This window comes from Burkholderia sp. B10 (assembly GCF_004368385.1).
In the GTDB taxonomy this organism is placed as follows: Bacteria; Pseudomonadota; Gammaproteobacteria; order Burkholderiales; family Burkholderiaceae; genus Burkholderia; species Burkholderia vietnamiensis.
The window spans coordinates 1-14,305 of sequence record NZ_PQMX01000022.1; the positions used below are offsets into that span (position 1 = coordinate 1).

17 protein-coding genes and 1 pseudogene are annotated in these 14,305 nt (G+C 66.9%); 4 read left to right on the forward strand and 14 right to left on the reverse strand.

The features are described from left to right. The 5 genes and pseudogenes from C3Y15_RS13535 to C3Y15_RS13555 all read right to left on the reverse strand — a co-directional run. Window positions 1-152: pseudogene (locus C3Y15_RS13535) on the reverse strand (PRC-barrel domain containing protein); the annotation flags it as partial. A gap of 267 nt (window positions 153-419) precedes the next feature. After that, on the reverse strand, window positions 420-755 hold the full coding sequence (locus C3Y15_RS13540; protein ID WP_011885587.1) for a 50S ribosome-binding protein YggL: 336 nt from the start codon (window positions 753-755) through the stop codon (window positions 420-422). A 266-nt stretch (window positions 756-1,021) separates the two neighbouring features. Then, window positions 1,022-1,432: a hypothetical protein gene (locus C3Y15_RS13545; RefSeq protein ID WP_011885586.1), complete on the reverse strand. Its 411-nt coding sequence runs from the start codon at window positions 1,430-1,432 to the stop codon at window positions 1,022-1,024. Then, a complete protein-coding gene (locus C3Y15_RS13550; protein WP_069238594.1) occupies window positions 1,425-2,096 on the reverse strand; it encodes a M35 family metallo-endopeptidase in 672 nt (223 codons plus the stop codon). The genes C3Y15_RS13545 and C3Y15_RS13550 overlap by 8 nt, the downstream gene beginning before the upstream one ends. Window position 2,097: 1 nt before the next feature. Beyond that, window positions 2,098-2,622, reverse strand: a complete 525-nt coding sequence (locus tag C3Y15_RS13555; protein WP_051974443.1) for a PAAR domain-containing protein — start codon at window positions 2,620-2,622, stop codon at window positions 2,098-2,100. A 202-nt stretch (window positions 2,623-2,824) separates the two neighbouring features. Here C3Y15_RS13555 and C3Y15_RS13560 point away from each other — a divergent pair, with 202 nt between their 5' ends. Then, complete coding sequence (locus C3Y15_RS13560; RefSeq protein WP_069238595.1) at window positions 2,825-3,439, forward strand: pentapeptide repeat-containing protein; 615 nt, start codon at window positions 2,825-2,827, stop codon at window positions 3,437-3,439. Window positions 3,440-3,484: 45 nt separating this feature from the next. Here C3Y15_RS13560 and rng read toward each other — a convergent pair whose 3' ends face one another. From rng to upp, 9 genes are all read right to left on the reverse strand, one after another. Beyond that, window positions 3,485-4,954, reverse strand: coding sequence for a ribonuclease G (gene rng, locus C3Y15_RS13565; RefSeq protein ID WP_011885582.1), 1,470 nt, complete (start codon window positions 4,952-4,954; stop codon window positions 3,485-3,487). 8 nt (window positions 4,955-4,962) lie between these two features. Further along, entirely contained in the window at window positions 4,963-5,595 is a 633-nt protein-coding gene (locus C3Y15_RS13570; protein ID WP_045578914.1) for a Maf family protein, read from the reverse strand. A 51-nt stretch (window positions 5,596-5,646) separates the two neighbouring features. After that, window positions 5,647-6,117 (reverse strand): 23S rRNA (pseudouridine(1915)-N(3))-methyltransferase RlmH, encoded by a 471-nt coding sequence (gene rlmH, locus C3Y15_RS13575; protein WP_011885580.1) that lies wholly within the window; start codon window positions 6,115-6,117, stop codon window positions 5,647-5,649. 19 nt (window positions 6,118-6,136) lie between these two features. After that, complete coding sequence (gene rsfS / locus C3Y15_RS13580) at window positions 6,137-6,583, reverse strand: ribosome silencing factor (RefSeq protein WP_011885579.1); 447 nt, start codon at window positions 6,581-6,583, stop codon at window positions 6,137-6,139. 4 nt (window positions 6,584-6,587) lie between these two features. Beyond that, the gene (locus C3Y15_RS13585; RefSeq protein WP_081055568.1) at window positions 6,588-7,319 is read right to left on the reverse strand and encodes a nicotinate-nucleotide adenylyltransferase; all 732 of its coding nucleotides are present in this window, start codon (window positions 7,317-7,319) and stop codon (window positions 6,588-6,590) included. A gap of 30 nt (window positions 7,320-7,349) precedes the next feature. Further along, window positions 7,350-8,270 (reverse strand): oxygen-dependent coproporphyrinogen oxidase, encoded by a 921-nt coding sequence (gene hemF, locus C3Y15_RS13590; RefSeq protein ID WP_059457326.1) that lies wholly within the window; start codon window positions 8,268-8,270, stop codon window positions 7,350-7,352. Between the two features lie 118 nt (window positions 8,271-8,388). Then, window positions 8,389-9,666, reverse strand: coding sequence for a phosphoribosylamine--glycine ligase (gene purD / locus C3Y15_RS13595; RefSeq protein ID WP_011885576.1), 1,278 nt, complete (start codon window positions 9,664-9,666; stop codon window positions 8,389-8,391). Between the two features lie 105 nt (window positions 9,667-9,771). After that, a complete protein-coding gene (locus C3Y15_RS13600; protein WP_011885575.1) occupies window positions 9,772-10,500 on the reverse strand; it encodes a YebC/PmpR family DNA-binding transcriptional regulator in 729 nt (242 codons plus the stop codon). Window positions 10,501-10,704: 204 nt separating this feature from the next. Continuing rightward, the gene (gene upp / locus C3Y15_RS13605) at window positions 10,705-11,355 is read right to left on the reverse strand and encodes a uracil phosphoribosyltransferase (protein WP_011885574.1); all 651 of its coding nucleotides are present in this window, start codon (window positions 11,353-11,355) and stop codon (window positions 10,705-10,707) included. Window positions 11,356-11,583: 228 nt separating this feature from the next. Between upp and C3Y15_RS13610 the strand changes: the two genes are divergently transcribed. From C3Y15_RS13610 to C3Y15_RS13620, 3 genes are all read left to right on the forward strand, one after another. Then, the gene (locus tag C3Y15_RS13610) at window positions 11,584-12,363 is read left to right on the forward strand and encodes an SDR family oxidoreductase (protein ID WP_034194082.1); all 780 of its coding nucleotides are present in this window, start codon (window positions 11,584-11,586) and stop codon (window positions 12,361-12,363) included. A gap of 53 nt (window positions 12,364-12,416) precedes the next feature. After that, window positions 12,417-12,809: a methylglyoxal synthase gene (locus C3Y15_RS13615; protein WP_014723386.1), complete on the forward strand. Its 393-nt coding sequence runs from the start codon at window positions 12,417-12,419 to the stop codon at window positions 12,807-12,809. Between the two features lie 215 nt (window positions 12,810-13,024). After that, entirely contained in the window at window positions 13,025-13,999 is a 975-nt protein-coding gene (locus tag C3Y15_RS13620) for a quinone oxidoreductase (RefSeq protein WP_059579176.1), read from the forward strand. The last annotated feature ends 306 nt before the right edge of the window (window positions 14,000-14,305 follow it).

The following is a 14,305-nucleotide window of genomic DNA, read 5'->3' on the forward strand; positions in this document are numbered from 1 at the left end:
GGCTCGACGAGCGCCTCGCTGATCGGCGCGGGCGGATTCTGCACGGGCAGCAGCCCGCAGCCGGACAGCAGTGCGGCGGCCGCGAGAGCGACCATGACCGTCGACGACGGGAACGACATGCGGGATGCGGGAAACGGAAGTCCGCCGCTCATTGACACTCACTCCATGGGTCGGGGGGCGGGCCGTCAGGCTCGCGTCTGGCGATGGATGGCGGGTGCGGGCGGCGCACCACGCGAGGTGAGAGTTTAACGTGTCTTCCTTTCAGCACCCGATTTCTGCCGAGGAATGGGAGCGGGGCGCGGGGATTGCGCCGAACGGCCGCAACGGGAAGGAGCGGGGAAGGGGGCGGAAGCGCGCCTGACCGCGTGGCGGCGGACAGGCGGCGTCGGTGGTGGACGGGCCGGGCGGCCCTTGGAACGTCAGGCGTCCGGGTACCACGCGTCGCTGAATTCGCTGACCTGCACGTCGGTCAGCTCGGCGCGGGCGGCGAGCCATGCGCGCACGGTCTCGCGGTCGGCGTCGGTGGTCGTGCCGCGCGGCGCGCCGGAGATCACGTATGCGCCGATGCCTTCGTCGGCGGATGCGACGGTCAGCAGGCCGTTCGCTTCGACGAAGTCGATGAAGGCATCGATCAGCTGGCCGCGCTCGAGGTCGGACAGCTCGGTGCGGTATTGCGCGGTCGCGTTGAACGCGAGCTCCTGGAATTCGCCGATGTGGAGCTTCTTGCGTTGGCGGCGGTTGTGGCTTTTGCTCATGGTGTAGGTGCTGAGTGAATGCGGGGTGGAAAAGCGCAGCGCACCGGCGGGTGCGGAACGATTTGAGGCGTGCTGCCGTGATGCGAGATGATACGGGAAGGTTAGCGCTGCCGTCCGCGCCGCCAAAGGAGCATCGTCGGTTTACCTAAACAAACCTCAATATTTCGGGGCGGCCGCTGTTCGTCGATTGCGGATCGTCATCGGGCGGGCCCCATCGGGACTGATCGGGCGCTCCTGTCGTGCTCCAGCGCTCCGATCGGGCGATGCTACTTGCCGGTGCAGCATTTGTTCGGGCAATCGGGTTCAAACGAGATTTCTACGCGCCGCCCGTTGTCCACATCGCCGTGCGAATAGACTCGCGCACTCGTTTTGACGGTGCCACGCAGGAAGCCCAGTTGCTCGAGCAACGTTCGCCCTGCTTCCAGGCGAGACCGAGCAAGTTTCGATGCCTGGTGCTCGGCTTCTTCAGCGTGGCCGCTGACGAGTGTTGCTTCGTCAGTGGTGTGATTGGCGTAAGTGATCTGCTGATCGATTATCCAATTCGTCAGGCGAACGATCTCTGCATTCGGAACCGTCGAGCTGTTCGCGGGAAAATAAATATCGAAATTCTCGCTTGCGGTGCATGCAAATGAGGAATTGGATAGGGCGAGAAGTAGCGGGGTAAGATATTTATGCATTGTAGATTACATATCCTGCGATGCTGTCGGCATTGTTGATTGCCTGTTCCGGATTTTCGGTTCCAAGAGTCAAACACTTGTCCATGAAGTAGCGGTGATCTTTGGTTCCCATGGTGTCGCTAAAGTGACTCGCTTCATGAATCAACGTAGAAAAGACGGAATCCTTTTCCCACGAGAAATCACGCATTGTGCAGAAATCGGCATGTATCGCGATTGTATGGGTTGCTGTGTCCGGCGAGCAAACCTCAGCGACGACACCGGACGTATTGGGATTCGGAACGCACCCGATATATTGGTATCGGGCACCGTCCCAGCGCATGAAGTTTGATCCGGTAAGCTTGTTTAAGACTCTGACGATTGCGCTCAAGCCGCTAATCAGCGTCGCCCGCGTTGCGTCGTCGCTTCTGCCAAACCATTGTTGGACGCGGGCTTTATCGGCAGTGGACCAGCGCTGGAGATCCTTCATCCTTGCCTCGACAAGCGCCACAGCCTGGTTGCGCTTGTTCAGCACCATTTCCCGAAATTCCTTGTTGGTCATGTTCGGGCATATTTGTTCGGTGTTGATCGTGACGTCGACCGTGGAGCCCGGATTCGTGTTGGTGACCGCGCCGGAATGAACGAGGAACCACTCGCCACCATCATTCACGTCGAACTTGTTCGGCATGTCAGTTTTCCTTCGTATAGATCTTCAAGGATGCCGCAGAGCCGGTCCGGATGCGGTTGGTTTGCCCATGCGCGTCGGTGATGCCCGTGAATTCCTGCCCGGTATCGGTCACGACTCGATAGCGGACGTTCTGCAGCGCGCGGCCCCACTGATCGCGCAGCGTGTATTGCTCGTCATGCACCGCAGCTCGCGCGATTTCAACGATCGACTGCTCAGCCGTCCTCGTCGCGGCCTGTCCGCCGCCGTCAGTCGAGTAGTAGAACGTCGTGGAGGGCGACGCGCGGACGCGGTTCTGTCGGCACGGACATAGGACCCAATCCAGATCCTTGACCATGGCCTTTCCATCATCCAGCCATGTGCTGGCGCTGCCTCGTATGGGAAACAGCCCTTTGCAGTTGCCGCAGGTTGCCTGGTCGCCATCGCGCGCCATGGTGTTGCCGCGCTCGTCGTAGTGCGTTGACGAACCGCTAGCGACATAGCCGCCGGTCGTCGTGAGGCTGCCTTTGACTACCAGTTGTTCGAACATGATCGTGATCGATGGGAGTTGAGGGGCTTTCCGCGAAACAACTCGCTGATGCTCGCGGTGACACGACAAATTTTCATGCGCAGCGAGGCGATATTCACGCTCGGAGGGCGGATTCAAACAAGTCTCGTTGTCGAGAAATTTGCACTTGCGCGTGTGCTTCGTCGACAAACTGAGTTCAATTCGGTCTTGGTTCATGGCTTAAATGGTCGTTTGCCCGTTAATTCTCGAAAAACAGATCAAAAGGGAGAATTACGCAGAGTATTGCCAAGTGTTAAGTGGCGAGCGGAACGGAAAATTCGGATCGAACGACGCCCGCGGCTCCAATTTCTCGGGCGCCCGATTCGTCGAATGCAATTTTTCTGCGACACGGCTCGACGACGCGCGTCTGGTCCGAACGTCGTTCGAGAACTGCGACCTGAGCGGCGTCGATTTCCGAGGGGCGAACCTGGAAGGCGTGGATTTTCACGGCGGCACGTTCTGGAGCGCACCCGACGGATCGGTGCTGGACCAAACGAAGTTCGACGACACGCCGGAGGCGCGCCGTACGATCGAACGGAGCACGATCGCGAGAAAGGACCGGATCGAATGGTGCCCGGTTGCCCCGCGCGCCGACGCAGAACCGGCTTCGCTCGTTTCACGCACGAGGCTGAAAGGCAGGCCGGGCGAAGTCGTGCCGCGGAGCGGCTGGTGGATCAGCCCGGCGCTCGGGAGCGAGCAGGGGCGGCGCTATTTCAGCGCCGGAGAGAAGTTTCCGGACATCGAGTCGACCAGCTGGGGGCGCGTGATCTGGAGTTACAACGCCGACGATCAACGTTGAGACCGACGCGCGCCCGTCCCGGACGAGACGGGCGTGCCATCAGCGCTACATCAGCACGATATCGTACTGCTCCTGACTCAGATTCGACTCGACCTGCAGCGACACCGGCTTGCCGATGAAGTCGATCAGCATCGCGAGATGCTGCGACTCCTCGTCGAGGAACAGGTCGATCACCTGCTGCGCGGCGATCACGCGGAATTCGCGCGGATTGAACTGGCGCGACTCGCGCAGGATTTCGCGCAGCACGTCGTAGCACACGGTGCGCGCGGTCTTGACCTGCCCCTTGCCCTGACAGGTCGGGCACGGTTCGCACAACACATGCGCGAGCGATTCGCGCGTGCGCTTGCGCGTCATCTCGACGAGCCCCAGTTGCGAGAAGCCGTTCACCGTCACGCGCGTGCGGTCGCGCGACAGCGCCTTCTTCAGCTCGGAGAGCACCGCGTCGCGATGCTCGGCGTTCTCCATGTCGATGAAGTCGATGATGATGATCCCGCCGAGGTTGCGCAGCCGCAGCTGGCGCGCGATCGTGTGCGCCGCCTCGAGGTTGGTTTTGAAGATCGTGTCGTCGAAGTTGCGCGCGCCGACGTAGCCGCCGGTGTTCACGTCGATCGTCGTCATCGCCTCGGTCTGGTCGATCATCAGATAGCCGCCCGACTTCAGGTCGACGCGGCGCGACAGCGCGCGCTGGATCTCCGTCTCGATGTTGTACAGGTCGAACAGCGGCCGCTCGCCGGTGTAGTGATGCAGCTTCGGGCTCACCGCCGGCGTGAACTCGGCCGCGAATTCCGCGAGGCGCTGGTACGTCTCGCGCGAATCGACCTGGATGCGCGTCGTCTGGTCGTTCGCGAAATCGCGCAGCACGCGCTGCGCGAGATCGAGATCCTGGTACAGCAGGCTCGTCGCCGGCAGCCGCTGCGCCTGCGCGACGATCGTCGCCCAGGTCTTGCGCAGATACGCGACGTCGCCGGCGAGCTCCTCGGAGCTCGCATCCTCGGCGATCGTGCGCACGATGTAGCCGCCTTTCTCGTCCGGCGGAACCACAGCGGTCAGCCGCGCACGCACGGCCTCGCGCTCGGCCTCGCTCTCGATCTTCTGCGAGATGCCGATGTGCGGCTCCTGCGGCAGGTAGACGAGCGTGCGGCCCGCGATGCTCACCTGCGTCGACAGGCGCGCGCCCTTCGTGCCGATCGGGTCCTTGATCACCTGGACCATCAGCGTCTGACCTTCGAACACGATCTTCTCGATCGGCTGGTGCGGCGCGCCCGACTGCGGCTCGCCCGCGAGCCGCGGATGCCAGATGTCAGCGACGTGCAGGAACGCCGCGCGCTCCAGGCCGATGTCGATGAACGCCGACTGCATGCCGGGCAGCACGCGCACGACCTTGCCGAGATAGATGTTGCCGACCCGCCCGCGCGACAGCGTGCGCTCGACGTGAAGCTCCTGCACCGCGCCTTGCTGCACGAGTGCGACCCGCGTTTCCTGCGGCGTGAGGTTGATCAGGATTTCTTCGTTCATGGTGGGATTCAGAAGGCGACGCGCGCGGCACGGAGCAACGCGGCTGTCTCAAAAAGGGGCAGACCCATGATACCCGAATGGGAACCGGCGATTCGCTCGACGAATTCGGCCGCACGGCCCTGGATCGCGTATGCGCCCGCCTTGCCGAACGGTTCGCCGGTTTCGACGTAGCGCTCGAACGCGTCGCGCGGCGCGGCCGCGAAGCGCACCGACGAGCGCGACAGCGCCGGCGGCAGCAGCGCGCCGTCGGCGCCGATCACCGCGACGGCCGTCAGCACTTCGTGTTCGCGGCCGGCGAGACGCGTCAGCATCGCGAGCGCGTCGTCGGCGTCGGCCGGCTTGCCGAGGATCGCGCCGTCGATCGTCACCGTGGTGTCGGCGACGAGCACGGGCGCGGCCGGCTTGCCGCTCGCGACGAGCCGCGCACGCGCGGCCTCGGCCTTCGCGACCGTCACGCGCTGCACGTACGCGTCGGCCGCTTCGCCGGCGAGTTCGGCTTCGAGCGCCTCGGCGTCTTCGTCGGGGCGCGGCAGCAGCAATTCGAAGCGCACGCCGATCTGCTGCAGCAGCTCCTGGCGGCGCGGGCTTTGGGATGCGAGGTAAAGGATCGGGAAAACTGCGGGGGACGTGCTGGACGGCATGGTGTCGTTATCTCGGTGAACGCGCGCGGCGCGCGTCCCGAGGACGACGCGTCATGCGCGGTGGTAGGGGTGATTCTGCGTGATGCTCCACGCGCGGTAAAGCTGTTCGGCAAGCAGCACGCGCACCATCCCGTGCGGCAGCGTCATGCTGGAGATGCGCAGCAGCAGATCGGCGCGCGCCTTCAGTTCCGGATCGAGCCCGTCGGCGCCGCCGATCACGAACGCGACGTCACGGCCGTCCTGCTGCCAGCCGGGCAGCGCCTGCGCGAGCTGCATCGTGGTCCAGTCGCGGCCGCGCTCGTCGAGCGCGACGATGCGCGCGCCCTTCGGCAGCGCGGCCTCGATCTTCTGCCGCTCGGCCGCCATCACGCTTTCCGCGCTGCGGCCGCCCGAACGCAGTTCGGGCTTGATCTCGCGCAGCTCGATGCGCAACTCCGGCGGCATCCGCTTCGTGTACTCGTCGAAGCCGGACGCGATCCAGCCGGGCATCTTGTGGCCGACAGCGAGGATGTAAAGCTTCATCGAAACGACCGACTGCGACTCAGCGGCGGCGGGCCGCCGTCTTGCGCGCCGGACGGGCGGGCGCTTCCTCTTCCTCGTCGTCGCCTTCGCTCGCGGTCGCGAAGCCGCTCTGGCCCTTGTCGCCGCCGAGCTTCATCCGCACCGGCTTGTCGCCCCAGATTTCCTCGAGGTTGTAGTACTGGCGCAGCGCGGGCTGCAGGATGTGGACGACCGCGTCGCCGCAATCGACCAGCACCCATTCGCCGGTGTCCTCTCCCTCGGAGCTGACGATCTCGCCGCCGGCTTCCTTGACCTTGTCGCGCACGCTCGAGGCGAGCGCCTTGGTCTGGCGGTTCGACGTGCCCGACGCGACGATCACGCGGTCGAACAGTTCGGTCAGATGGCTGGTGTTGAACACCTTGATGTCTTGCGCCTTGATGTCTTCGAGAGCGTCGACGATCACGCGCTGCAGTTTGCGGATATCCATGGAATCAGGAATGGTAGAGACGATGTTGAAGAATATAGGCCCAGACGGCGGCCGGCACATGCTCGGCCGACGCGTCGGGCATTTGCGCATGACGCGCGATGCATTCGCGCAGGTGCGCACGGATGTCGGTTGCGGCGATATCGAACGCGAGCGTCGTATCGATCAGCAGACGCCCGGATGGCGTCGCCTTCAACTGCTCGGCATCGGCCCGACGCCGCGCAATTTCGCGTGCGACGTCGGCCGACGCCGCGCCGAGGTCGAAGCCGGGGCGCGTCGACGCGCACACGTGCGCGTAGTCGAACAGCTTGCGCCAGTCGCGCCAGGTGTCGAGGCGCACGAGCTGGTCGGCGCCGATCAGCAGCGACAGCGATGCATCGGGGCCGATGCGCTCGCGCCAGCGCGCGAGCGTCTCGACCGTGTAGGTCGGCCCGGCGTGCTCGATCTCGTCGGTCGCGACGGTGACCGCGACGCCCGGCAGCGCCAGCGAGCCGGCCGCGGCGCGGGTCATCGCGAGCCGATGCTCGGCGGCCGACACGTCGCGCTTCTGATACGGCTGTCCGGCCGGCAGCAGCACGAGCTCGGTCAGCTGCAGCACGTCGGCGAACCGGCGCGCGAGTGCGAGATGGCCATCGTGGATCGGGTCGAACGTGCCGCCGAGCAGGCCGATACGTTGTGACGGCGGCTGCGACGGCGGCTGCGACGGCGGCTGCGGGGCGGGGCGGGCGGAGGTGTCCAGAAAAACGTGTCCTGTCGTTGAGGCGGTCGGTCAGACCCAGTCGCGCGGCACGAGGAATTCCGCGAGACGCGCTTCCGCCGAGCCGGGCGCCGGTTGCCAGTCGTAGCGCCAGGTGGCCACCGGCGGCATCGACATCAGGATCGACTCGGTCCGGCCGCCGCTTTGCAGCCCGAACAGCGTGCCGCGGTCGAACACCAGGTTGAATTCGACGTAGCGGCCGCGCCGGTACGCCTGGAACTCGCGCTCGTGCTCGCCGTACGGCAGCGCCGCGCGGCGCTCGACGATCGGCAGATACGCGTTCAGGAACGCGTCGCCGACGCTTTGCATCATCTCAAACGAGCGTTCGAAACCGGGTTCCGAGAAATCGTCGAAGAAGATCCCGCCGATGCCGCGCGTCTCGTTGCGGTGCTTCAGGAAGAAGTACTCGTCGCACCAGGTCTTGAAGCGCGGGTAGAGCTCGGCGCCGAACGGGTCGAGCGCGGCCTTGCAGGTCTGGTGGAAATGCCGCGCGTCGTCCTCGAACGGATAAACCGGTGTCAGATCCATGCCGCCGCCGAACCAGAAGACCGGCGCTTCGCCGGCCTTCGTCGCGATCAGCATGCGCACGTTCATGTGGACGGTCGGGCAGTACGGGTTGCGCGGGTGCAGCACCAGCGACACGCCGAGCGCCTCGAAGCCGCGGCCGGCCAGCTGCGGGCGCGCGGCGCTCGCCGAGGGCGGCAGCGCGTCGCCCGCGACGTCGGAAAAACCGATGCCCGCGCGCTCGAACACGCGGCCGCCTTCGAGAATCCGCGTGCAGCCGCCGCCGCGCAGCCGCTCTTCAGGGCCGCGCTGCCACGCGTCGGTCGCGAGCGGCGTGCCGTCGAGCGCGCCGAGCGCGTCGGCGATGCGTGTCTGCAGGCCCTGGAGATACGTGCGCACGCGCGCTACGTCGTAGGTCGAATCGGTCATGTCTGGACTGGGCGCTCCCGCCGCAGGCGGGAGTCGCAAAAAAGGACGTCTGCCGGCCATTCTAGCGAACCCGGCAGCAGGGGCCGCCGGCTGCTCGCGCAGCGCGGCGGTGGCGGCATCACGTGCTCTTGCGGTTCAGCGCGCGAAAGCCGATGTCGCGGCGGTACTGCATGCCTTCGAAATTGATCTGATTGATCGCGTCGTACGCATGCTGCTGCGCTTCGCGCACCGAATCGGCGAGGCCGACCACGCACAGCACGCGGCCGCCGGACGTGACGAGCTTGTCGCCGTCGAGCGTCGTGCCCGCATGGAACGTCACCGCCTGCTCGGTTTCGGCCGGGATGCCGTTGATGCGGTCGCCCTTGCGCGGCGCATCCGGATAGCCGTGCGCGGCCAGCACCACGCCGAGCGCGGTGCGGCGATCCCAGTCGAGCTCGACCGTGTCGAGCGTGCCCGCGATCGCCTGTTCGACGACCTTCGAGAAATCGCTCTTCAGGCGCGCCATGATCGGCTGCGTCTCGGGGTCGCCCATCCGGCAGTTGAATTCGAGCGTGCGCGGATTGCCGTCCTTGTCGATCATCAGGCCCGCATACAGGAAGCCCGTGAAGCGGATGCCGTCCTTCTCCATGCCGCGCACCGTCGGCATGATGATCTCGCGCATCACGCGCGCATGCATTTGCGGCGTGACGATCGGTGCGGGCGAATACGCGCCCATGCCGCCCGTGTTCGGGCCGCGGTCCTCGTCGAGCAGGCGCTTGTGGTCCTGGCTGGACGCGAGCGCGAGCGCATGCTTGCCGTCGACCATCACGATGAAGCTCGCTTCCTCGCCGTCGAGGAATTCCTCGATCACGACGCGCGCGCCCGCATCGCCGAGCTTGTTGCCCGACAGCATCATGTCGACTGCCGCGTGCGCCTCTTCCAGCGTCATCGCGACGACCACGCCCTTGCCGGCCGCGAGGCCGTCGGCCTTCACGACGATCGGCGCGCCCTTGGCGTCGAGGTACGCGTGCGCGGCGGCTGCATCGGAGAAGGTTTCGTAGTCGGCGGTCGGAATGCCGTGGCGCTTCATGAACGCCTTCGCGAAATCCTTCGAGCTTTCGAGCTGCGCGGCTTCGCGGGTCGGGCCGAACACCTTCAGGCCGCGCGCGCGGAACAGGTTGACGATGCCGGCCGCGAGCGGCGCTTCCGGCCCCACCAGCGTGAACGCGACGCCTTCGCTTTCCGCGAAATCGGCCAGCGCGTCGAGCGACGTGATGTCGACGTTCTTCAGACGCTCGTCCTGCGCCGTGCCGCCATTGCCCGGCGCGACGTAGACCATCTGGACGCGCGGCGATTGCGCGAGCTTCCACGCCAGCGCATGTTCGCGGCCGCCGGAACCGACGACGAGTAGTTTCATGGGATTCCCCGCAGACTAGAAAACAGGGCGGCCGGCACGCTCAGGCGCGCCGGCCGCGAAATCGGTCGGGCCGCCGTCGCCATGAGGCGCACGGCGGCCGGCATCTCATTCCTCGACGATGACGGCGTTCGTATACACCTCCTGCACGTCGTCGAGGTTCTCGAGCGCGTCCAGGAGCTTCTGCATCTTCGCCGCATCGTCGCCGGTGAATTCGACTTCGTTCTGCGGCTTCATCGTCACTTCGGCGAGTTCGGCCTTGAAGCCGGCGGCTTCGAGCGCATCCTTCACCGCCGAGAACGCCTGCCAGTCGCACAGCACTTCGATCGAGCCGTCGTCGTTGGTGCTGACGTCGTCCGCGCCGGCCTCGAGCGCCGCTTCCATCAGCGCGTCTTCCGACGTGCCGGGCGCGAACAGGAACTGGCCCACGTGATCGAACATGAACGCGACCGAGCCGTCGGTGCCCATGTTGCCGCCGAACTTCGAGAACGCGTGGCGGACTTCGGCAACCGTGCGCGTGCGGTTGTCGGTCAGCGTGTCGACGATGATCGCCGCGCCGTTGATGCCGTAGCCTTCGTAACGGATTTCTTCGTAGTTCGCGCCGTCCGCGCCGCCGACGCCGCGGTCGATCGCGCGCTTGACGTTGTCCTTCGGCATGTTCGCGTCGGCCGCCTTGTCGACCGCGAGACGCAGCCGCGGGTTCGAGCTCGCGTCGCCGCCGCCGAGGCGCGCCGCGACCTGGATTTCCTTGATCAGGCGGGTCCAGATCTTGCCGCGCTTCGCGTCGGCCGCTGCCTTCTTATGCTTGATGTTGGCCCATTTCGAATGACCAGCCATACCTTTCTCCGTGCCCGGGCGCGTGGCGCGGGCGATTGTGCCAATGTGTCGTTGAATCGGCGGCCGTATCGGCGGGCGTGATGCCGCGGGGCCGCGCGTGTCGAGTGGAACGGGATTTTATCACGCGCAGACCGTCGCTTCGGGGCCGCCGCGCTTGGCCGAACGGCCGGCGCGGGGCCGTGCGGCCCCGTGCGGCAATGCGGGTCAGTTCTTGGTGCCGAACAGGCGGTCGCCCGCGTCGCCGAGGCCCGGCACGATGTACGCGTGCTCGTTCAGGTGCGAATCGAGCGACGCGACGTACAGCTTCACGTCCGGATGGGCGTCCTGGAACACCTGCACGCCCTCGGGCGCGGCGACCAGCGCGACGAACACGATGTTCGCGGCCGGCACGTTGCGGCGCTTGAGCACGTCCACCGCATGCACGGCCGAATAGCCGGTCGCGACCATCGGGTCGCACAGGATGAACACGCGGTCTTCCAGGTCGGGCAGGCGCACCAGGTATTCGACCGGGCGGTGGTCGTCGGCGCGGTACACGCCGATGTGGCCGACGCGTGCCGACGGCACGAGGTCGAGCAGGCCGTCCGACATCCCGATGCCGGCCCGCAGCACCGGCACGATCGCGAGCTTCTTGCCCGCGATCACCGGCGCGTCGACCTCGACGAGCGGCGTGGCGACGCGCCTGGTCGTGATCGGCAGGTTGCGGGTGATCTCATAGCCCATCAGCAGCGTGATCTCGCGCAGCAGCTCGCGGAACGTGCGCGTGGACGTGTCCTTGTCGCGCATGTGGGTCAGCTTGTGCTGGATCAGCGGGTGATCGAGGATGAAGAGATTCGGGAAACGGCTGTCCTGTTTCATGACGGGGTGCCTTGACGGCAAAAGGGAATGGGGGGCGAAGCCGGCGCCGGGCCGGCCGTCGCCGATGGCCGCAATTTTACCAAGGCGGGCCAGCCAATCCGGATATTATCGACGTCTCACGACAATCCGCGCGCCGCACCGGCCGGCGGCCGCCCGTTCGCGACCGTTCGCCGGTCCGGCGCCGCGGGCCGGCCTACCGCGGCGCGCGTCGCCATGAAGGAATCGACGATGGATCTCGGCATCGCAGGAAAGACCGCGCTCGTCTGCGCGGCGAGCAAGGGCCTCGGGCGCGGCTGCGCGGAAGCGCTGGCCGCCGAAGGCGTGAACCTCGTGATCGTCGCGCGCACGCGCGACACGCTCGAGCGAACCGCGGACGAGATCCGCGCGGCGTCGAACGTGTCGGTCGCCACGGTCGCGTGCGACATCACGACGCCCGACGGCCGCGCGGCCGCGCTCGCCGCGTGCCCGCAGCCGGACATTCTCGTGAACAATGCCGGCGGCCCGCCGCCCGGCGACTTCCGCGACTTCTCGCGCGACGACTGGATCCGCGCGCTCGAGTCGAACATGCTGACGCCGATCGAACTGATCCGCGCGACCGTCGACGGGATGATCGCGCGCGGCTTCGGCCGCATCGTCAACATCACCAGCTCGGCCGTGAAGGCGCCGATCGACGTGCTCGCGCTGTCCAACGGCGCGCGCTCGGGGCTGACCGGCTTCGTCGCGGGCCTCGCGCGCAAGGTGGCCGGGCAGGGCGTGACGATCAACAACCTGCTGCCGGGGCTGTTCGACACCGACCGGATCGCGACCACGCTTGCCGCGGCGGCGAACGCGCAGGGCGTGACGGTCGACGAGCTGCGCGCGCGCCGCACGCGGGACATCCCGGCCGGGCGGCTCGGCACGCGCGCCGAATTCGGCGCGGCATGCGCGTTCCTGTGCAGCGTGCATGCCGGCTACATCACGGGCCAGAACTGGCTGCTCGACGGCGGCGCCTATCCGGGCACGTTCTGAGGCGCCGCGCCGCTTCTCCCCACGACGACAACCGAACCAAGAAGGAATCGCAGATGAGCAAACCCCGCATCGCATTGATCGCGCACGACGCGAAGAAGGACGAGATCGTCGCGCTCGCGGGCCAGTACCGCGACACGCTCGCGCAATGCCGGCTGGTCGCGACGGGCACGACCGGTGGGCGCATCGCCGCCGCGCACGGGCTCGAGGTCGAGCGCAAGCTGTCGGGGCCGCTCGGCGGCGATCTCCAGATCGGCGCGGAGCTGGCCGACGGCCGCGTCGACGTCGTGGTGTTCCTGCGCGACCCGATGACCGCGCAGCCGCACGATCCCGATATCACCGCGCTGGTGCGCGCGTGCGACGTGCACGACGTGCCGGTCGCGACCAACGTCGCCACCGCGCGGATGCTGCTCGACGATCTGGCGCGCAACATGCAGGACGTCTGCTAGGCGGCAACCTGCAGGATTGCCCCTGCTCGCGGCAGGGCCGTGCGCTGCGCGCGGCGACGCGCGAGAATCGGGCGTCGGGCGTCGGGCGTCGGCCGTCGACCGTCCACCGTCGGACTGCGCGACGGCCGCCGGCGCGTGCCAGCACCGGCCGTCGCCGGCCCGCGCGGCGGCGCGCGAACCTTCCCTTCAAGCATTCACCCACGAGGAGCGAAACGATGCCGAAAGCAATCCGATACGACCAGCCGGGCGGCCCGGAGGTGATGAAGTGGGTCGACGTCGAGGTCGGCGAGCCGAAGGCGGGCGAGGTCCGCATCCGGCAGCACGCGGTCGGCCTCAACTACATCGACGTGTATTTCCGCACGGGCCTCTATCCGCAACCGCTGCCCGGCGGCCTCGGCATGGAGGCGGCCGGCGAAGTGACGGCCGTCGGCGAGGGCGTGAGCGCGCTCAAGGCCGGCGACCGCGTCGCCTACGTCGGCCAGCCGCCCGGCGCGTATGCGCAGGAGCGCGTGATGCCGGCCGAGCGGCTCGTGAAGCTGCCCGACGCGATCGGCTACGACGACGCGGCGTCGGTGATGCTTCAGGGGCTCACCGCCCACTACCTGCTGCGCCGCACCTATCCGGTGAAGGCCGGCGACACCATCCTGATCCATGCGGCGGCCGGCGGGGTCGGGCTGCTCGTGTGCCAGTGGGCGAAGGCGCTCGGCGCGACCGTGATCGGCACGGTCGGCTCCGACGAGAAGGCCGCGCTGGCGAGCGCGCACGGCTGCGATCATCCGATCGTCTACACGCGCGAGAACTTCACGCAGCGCGTGAAGGAGATCACCAATGGCGCGGGCGTGCCGGTGGTCTACGACTCGATCGGCAAGGACACCTACATCGGCTCGCTCGACTGCCTCGCGCCGCTCGGCTACTTCGTCAGCTTCGGCAATGCGTCGGGGCCGCTGCCGCCGATCGACTCGAAGGAATTCTCGTCGCGCGGCTCGCTGTTCTTCACGCGCCCGACGCTGTTCTCGTACATCGCGAAGCGCGCCGATCTCGAAGCCGCGGCCGCCGAGCTGTTCGACGTGATCCTGTCGGGCAAGGTGAAGACCAGCATCAACCAGCGCTATCCGCTCGCGGAAGTCGGCCGCGCGCACGCCGACCTCGAGTCGCGCAAGACCACCGGCTCGACCGTCCTCGTGCCGTGACGCCGCGCCTGCGTGCCGGCGCTGCGCCGGCACGCAGCGTGGCGACGCTGGCGGCGGCCGAACGTGCGGCCGCCGGCGCCTCTTCGATTCCCTCGCTCCCGCGCGCCGGCCATCTCGCCGCTGCTGCGCCGGCCGCTCGCCGCGCGCCGCGTTTACGCGTTTTTTATACCGCCCCGATCACCTTTGACCCGTCCTTTACGCACGTTCCCATAAGGTTCTAGTCGTCCGATTACGACGACGGAGAACACAAAAATGGATGGGGTTTTCATCGGCGCACTGGTGCTGTTCACCGCGCTGATCCTCGGC

Excerpts from the sequence above, each read along its gene's own strand:
- C3Y15_RS13540 (WP_011885587.1), bottom strand. The coding sequence starts at position 755 with ATGAGCAAAAGCCACAACCGCCGCCAACGCAAGAAGCTCCACATCGGC.
- C3Y15_RS13545 (WP_011885586.1), bottom strand. The coding sequence starts at position 1,432 with ATGCATAAATATCTTACCCCGCTACTTCTCGCCCTATCCAATTCCTCA.
- C3Y15_RS13550 (WP_069238594.1), bottom strand. The coding sequence starts at position 2,096 with ATGCCGAACAAGTTCGACGTGAATGATGGTGGCGAGTGGTTCCTCGTT.
- C3Y15_RS13555 (WP_051974443.1), bottom strand. The coding sequence starts at position 2,622 with ATGTTCGAACAACTGGTAGTCAAAGGCAGCCTCACGACGACCGGCGGC.
- C3Y15_RS13560 (WP_069238595.1), top strand. The coding sequence starts at position 2,825 with ATGGTCGTTTGCCCGTTAATTCTCGAAAAACAGATCAAAAGGGAGAAT.
- rng (WP_011885582.1), bottom strand. The coding sequence starts at position 4,954 with ATGAACGAAGAAATCCTGATCAACCTCACGCCGCAGGAAACGCGGGTC.
- C3Y15_RS13570 (WP_045578914.1), bottom strand. The coding sequence starts at position 5,595 with ATGCCGTCCAGCACGTCCCCCGCAGTTTTCCCGATCCTTTACCTCGCA.
- rlmH (WP_011885580.1), bottom strand. The coding sequence starts at position 6,117 with ATGAAGCTTTACATCCTCGCTGTCGGCCACAAGATGCCCGGCTGGATC.
- rsfS (WP_011885579.1), bottom strand. The coding sequence starts at position 6,583 with ATGGATATCCGCAAACTGCAGCGCGTGATCGTCGACGCTCTCGAAGAC.
- hemF (WP_059457326.1), bottom strand. The coding sequence starts at position 8,270 with ATGACCGATTCGACCTACGACGTAGCGCGCGTGCGCACGTATCTCCAG.
- purD (WP_011885576.1), bottom strand. The coding sequence starts at position 9,666 with ATGAAACTACTCGTCGTCGGTTCCGGCGGCCGCGAACATGCGCTGGCG.
- C3Y15_RS13600 (WP_011885575.1), bottom strand. The coding sequence starts at position 10,500 with ATGGCTGGTCATTCGAAATGGGCCAACATCAAGCATAAGAAGGCAGCG.
- upp (WP_011885574.1), bottom strand. The coding sequence starts at position 11,355 with ATGAAACAGGACAGCCGTTTCCCGAATCTCTTCATCCTCGATCACCCG.
- C3Y15_RS13610 (WP_034194082.1), top strand. The coding sequence starts at position 11,584 with ATGGATCTCGGCATCGCAGGAAAGACCGCGCTCGTCTGCGCGGCGAGC.
- C3Y15_RS13615 (WP_014723386.1), top strand. The coding sequence starts at position 12,417 with ATGAGCAAACCCCGCATCGCATTGATCGCGCACGACGCGAAGAAGGAC.
- C3Y15_RS13620 (WP_059579176.1), top strand. The coding sequence starts at position 13,025 with ATGCCGAAAGCAATCCGATACGACCAGCCGGGCGGCCCGGAGGTGATG.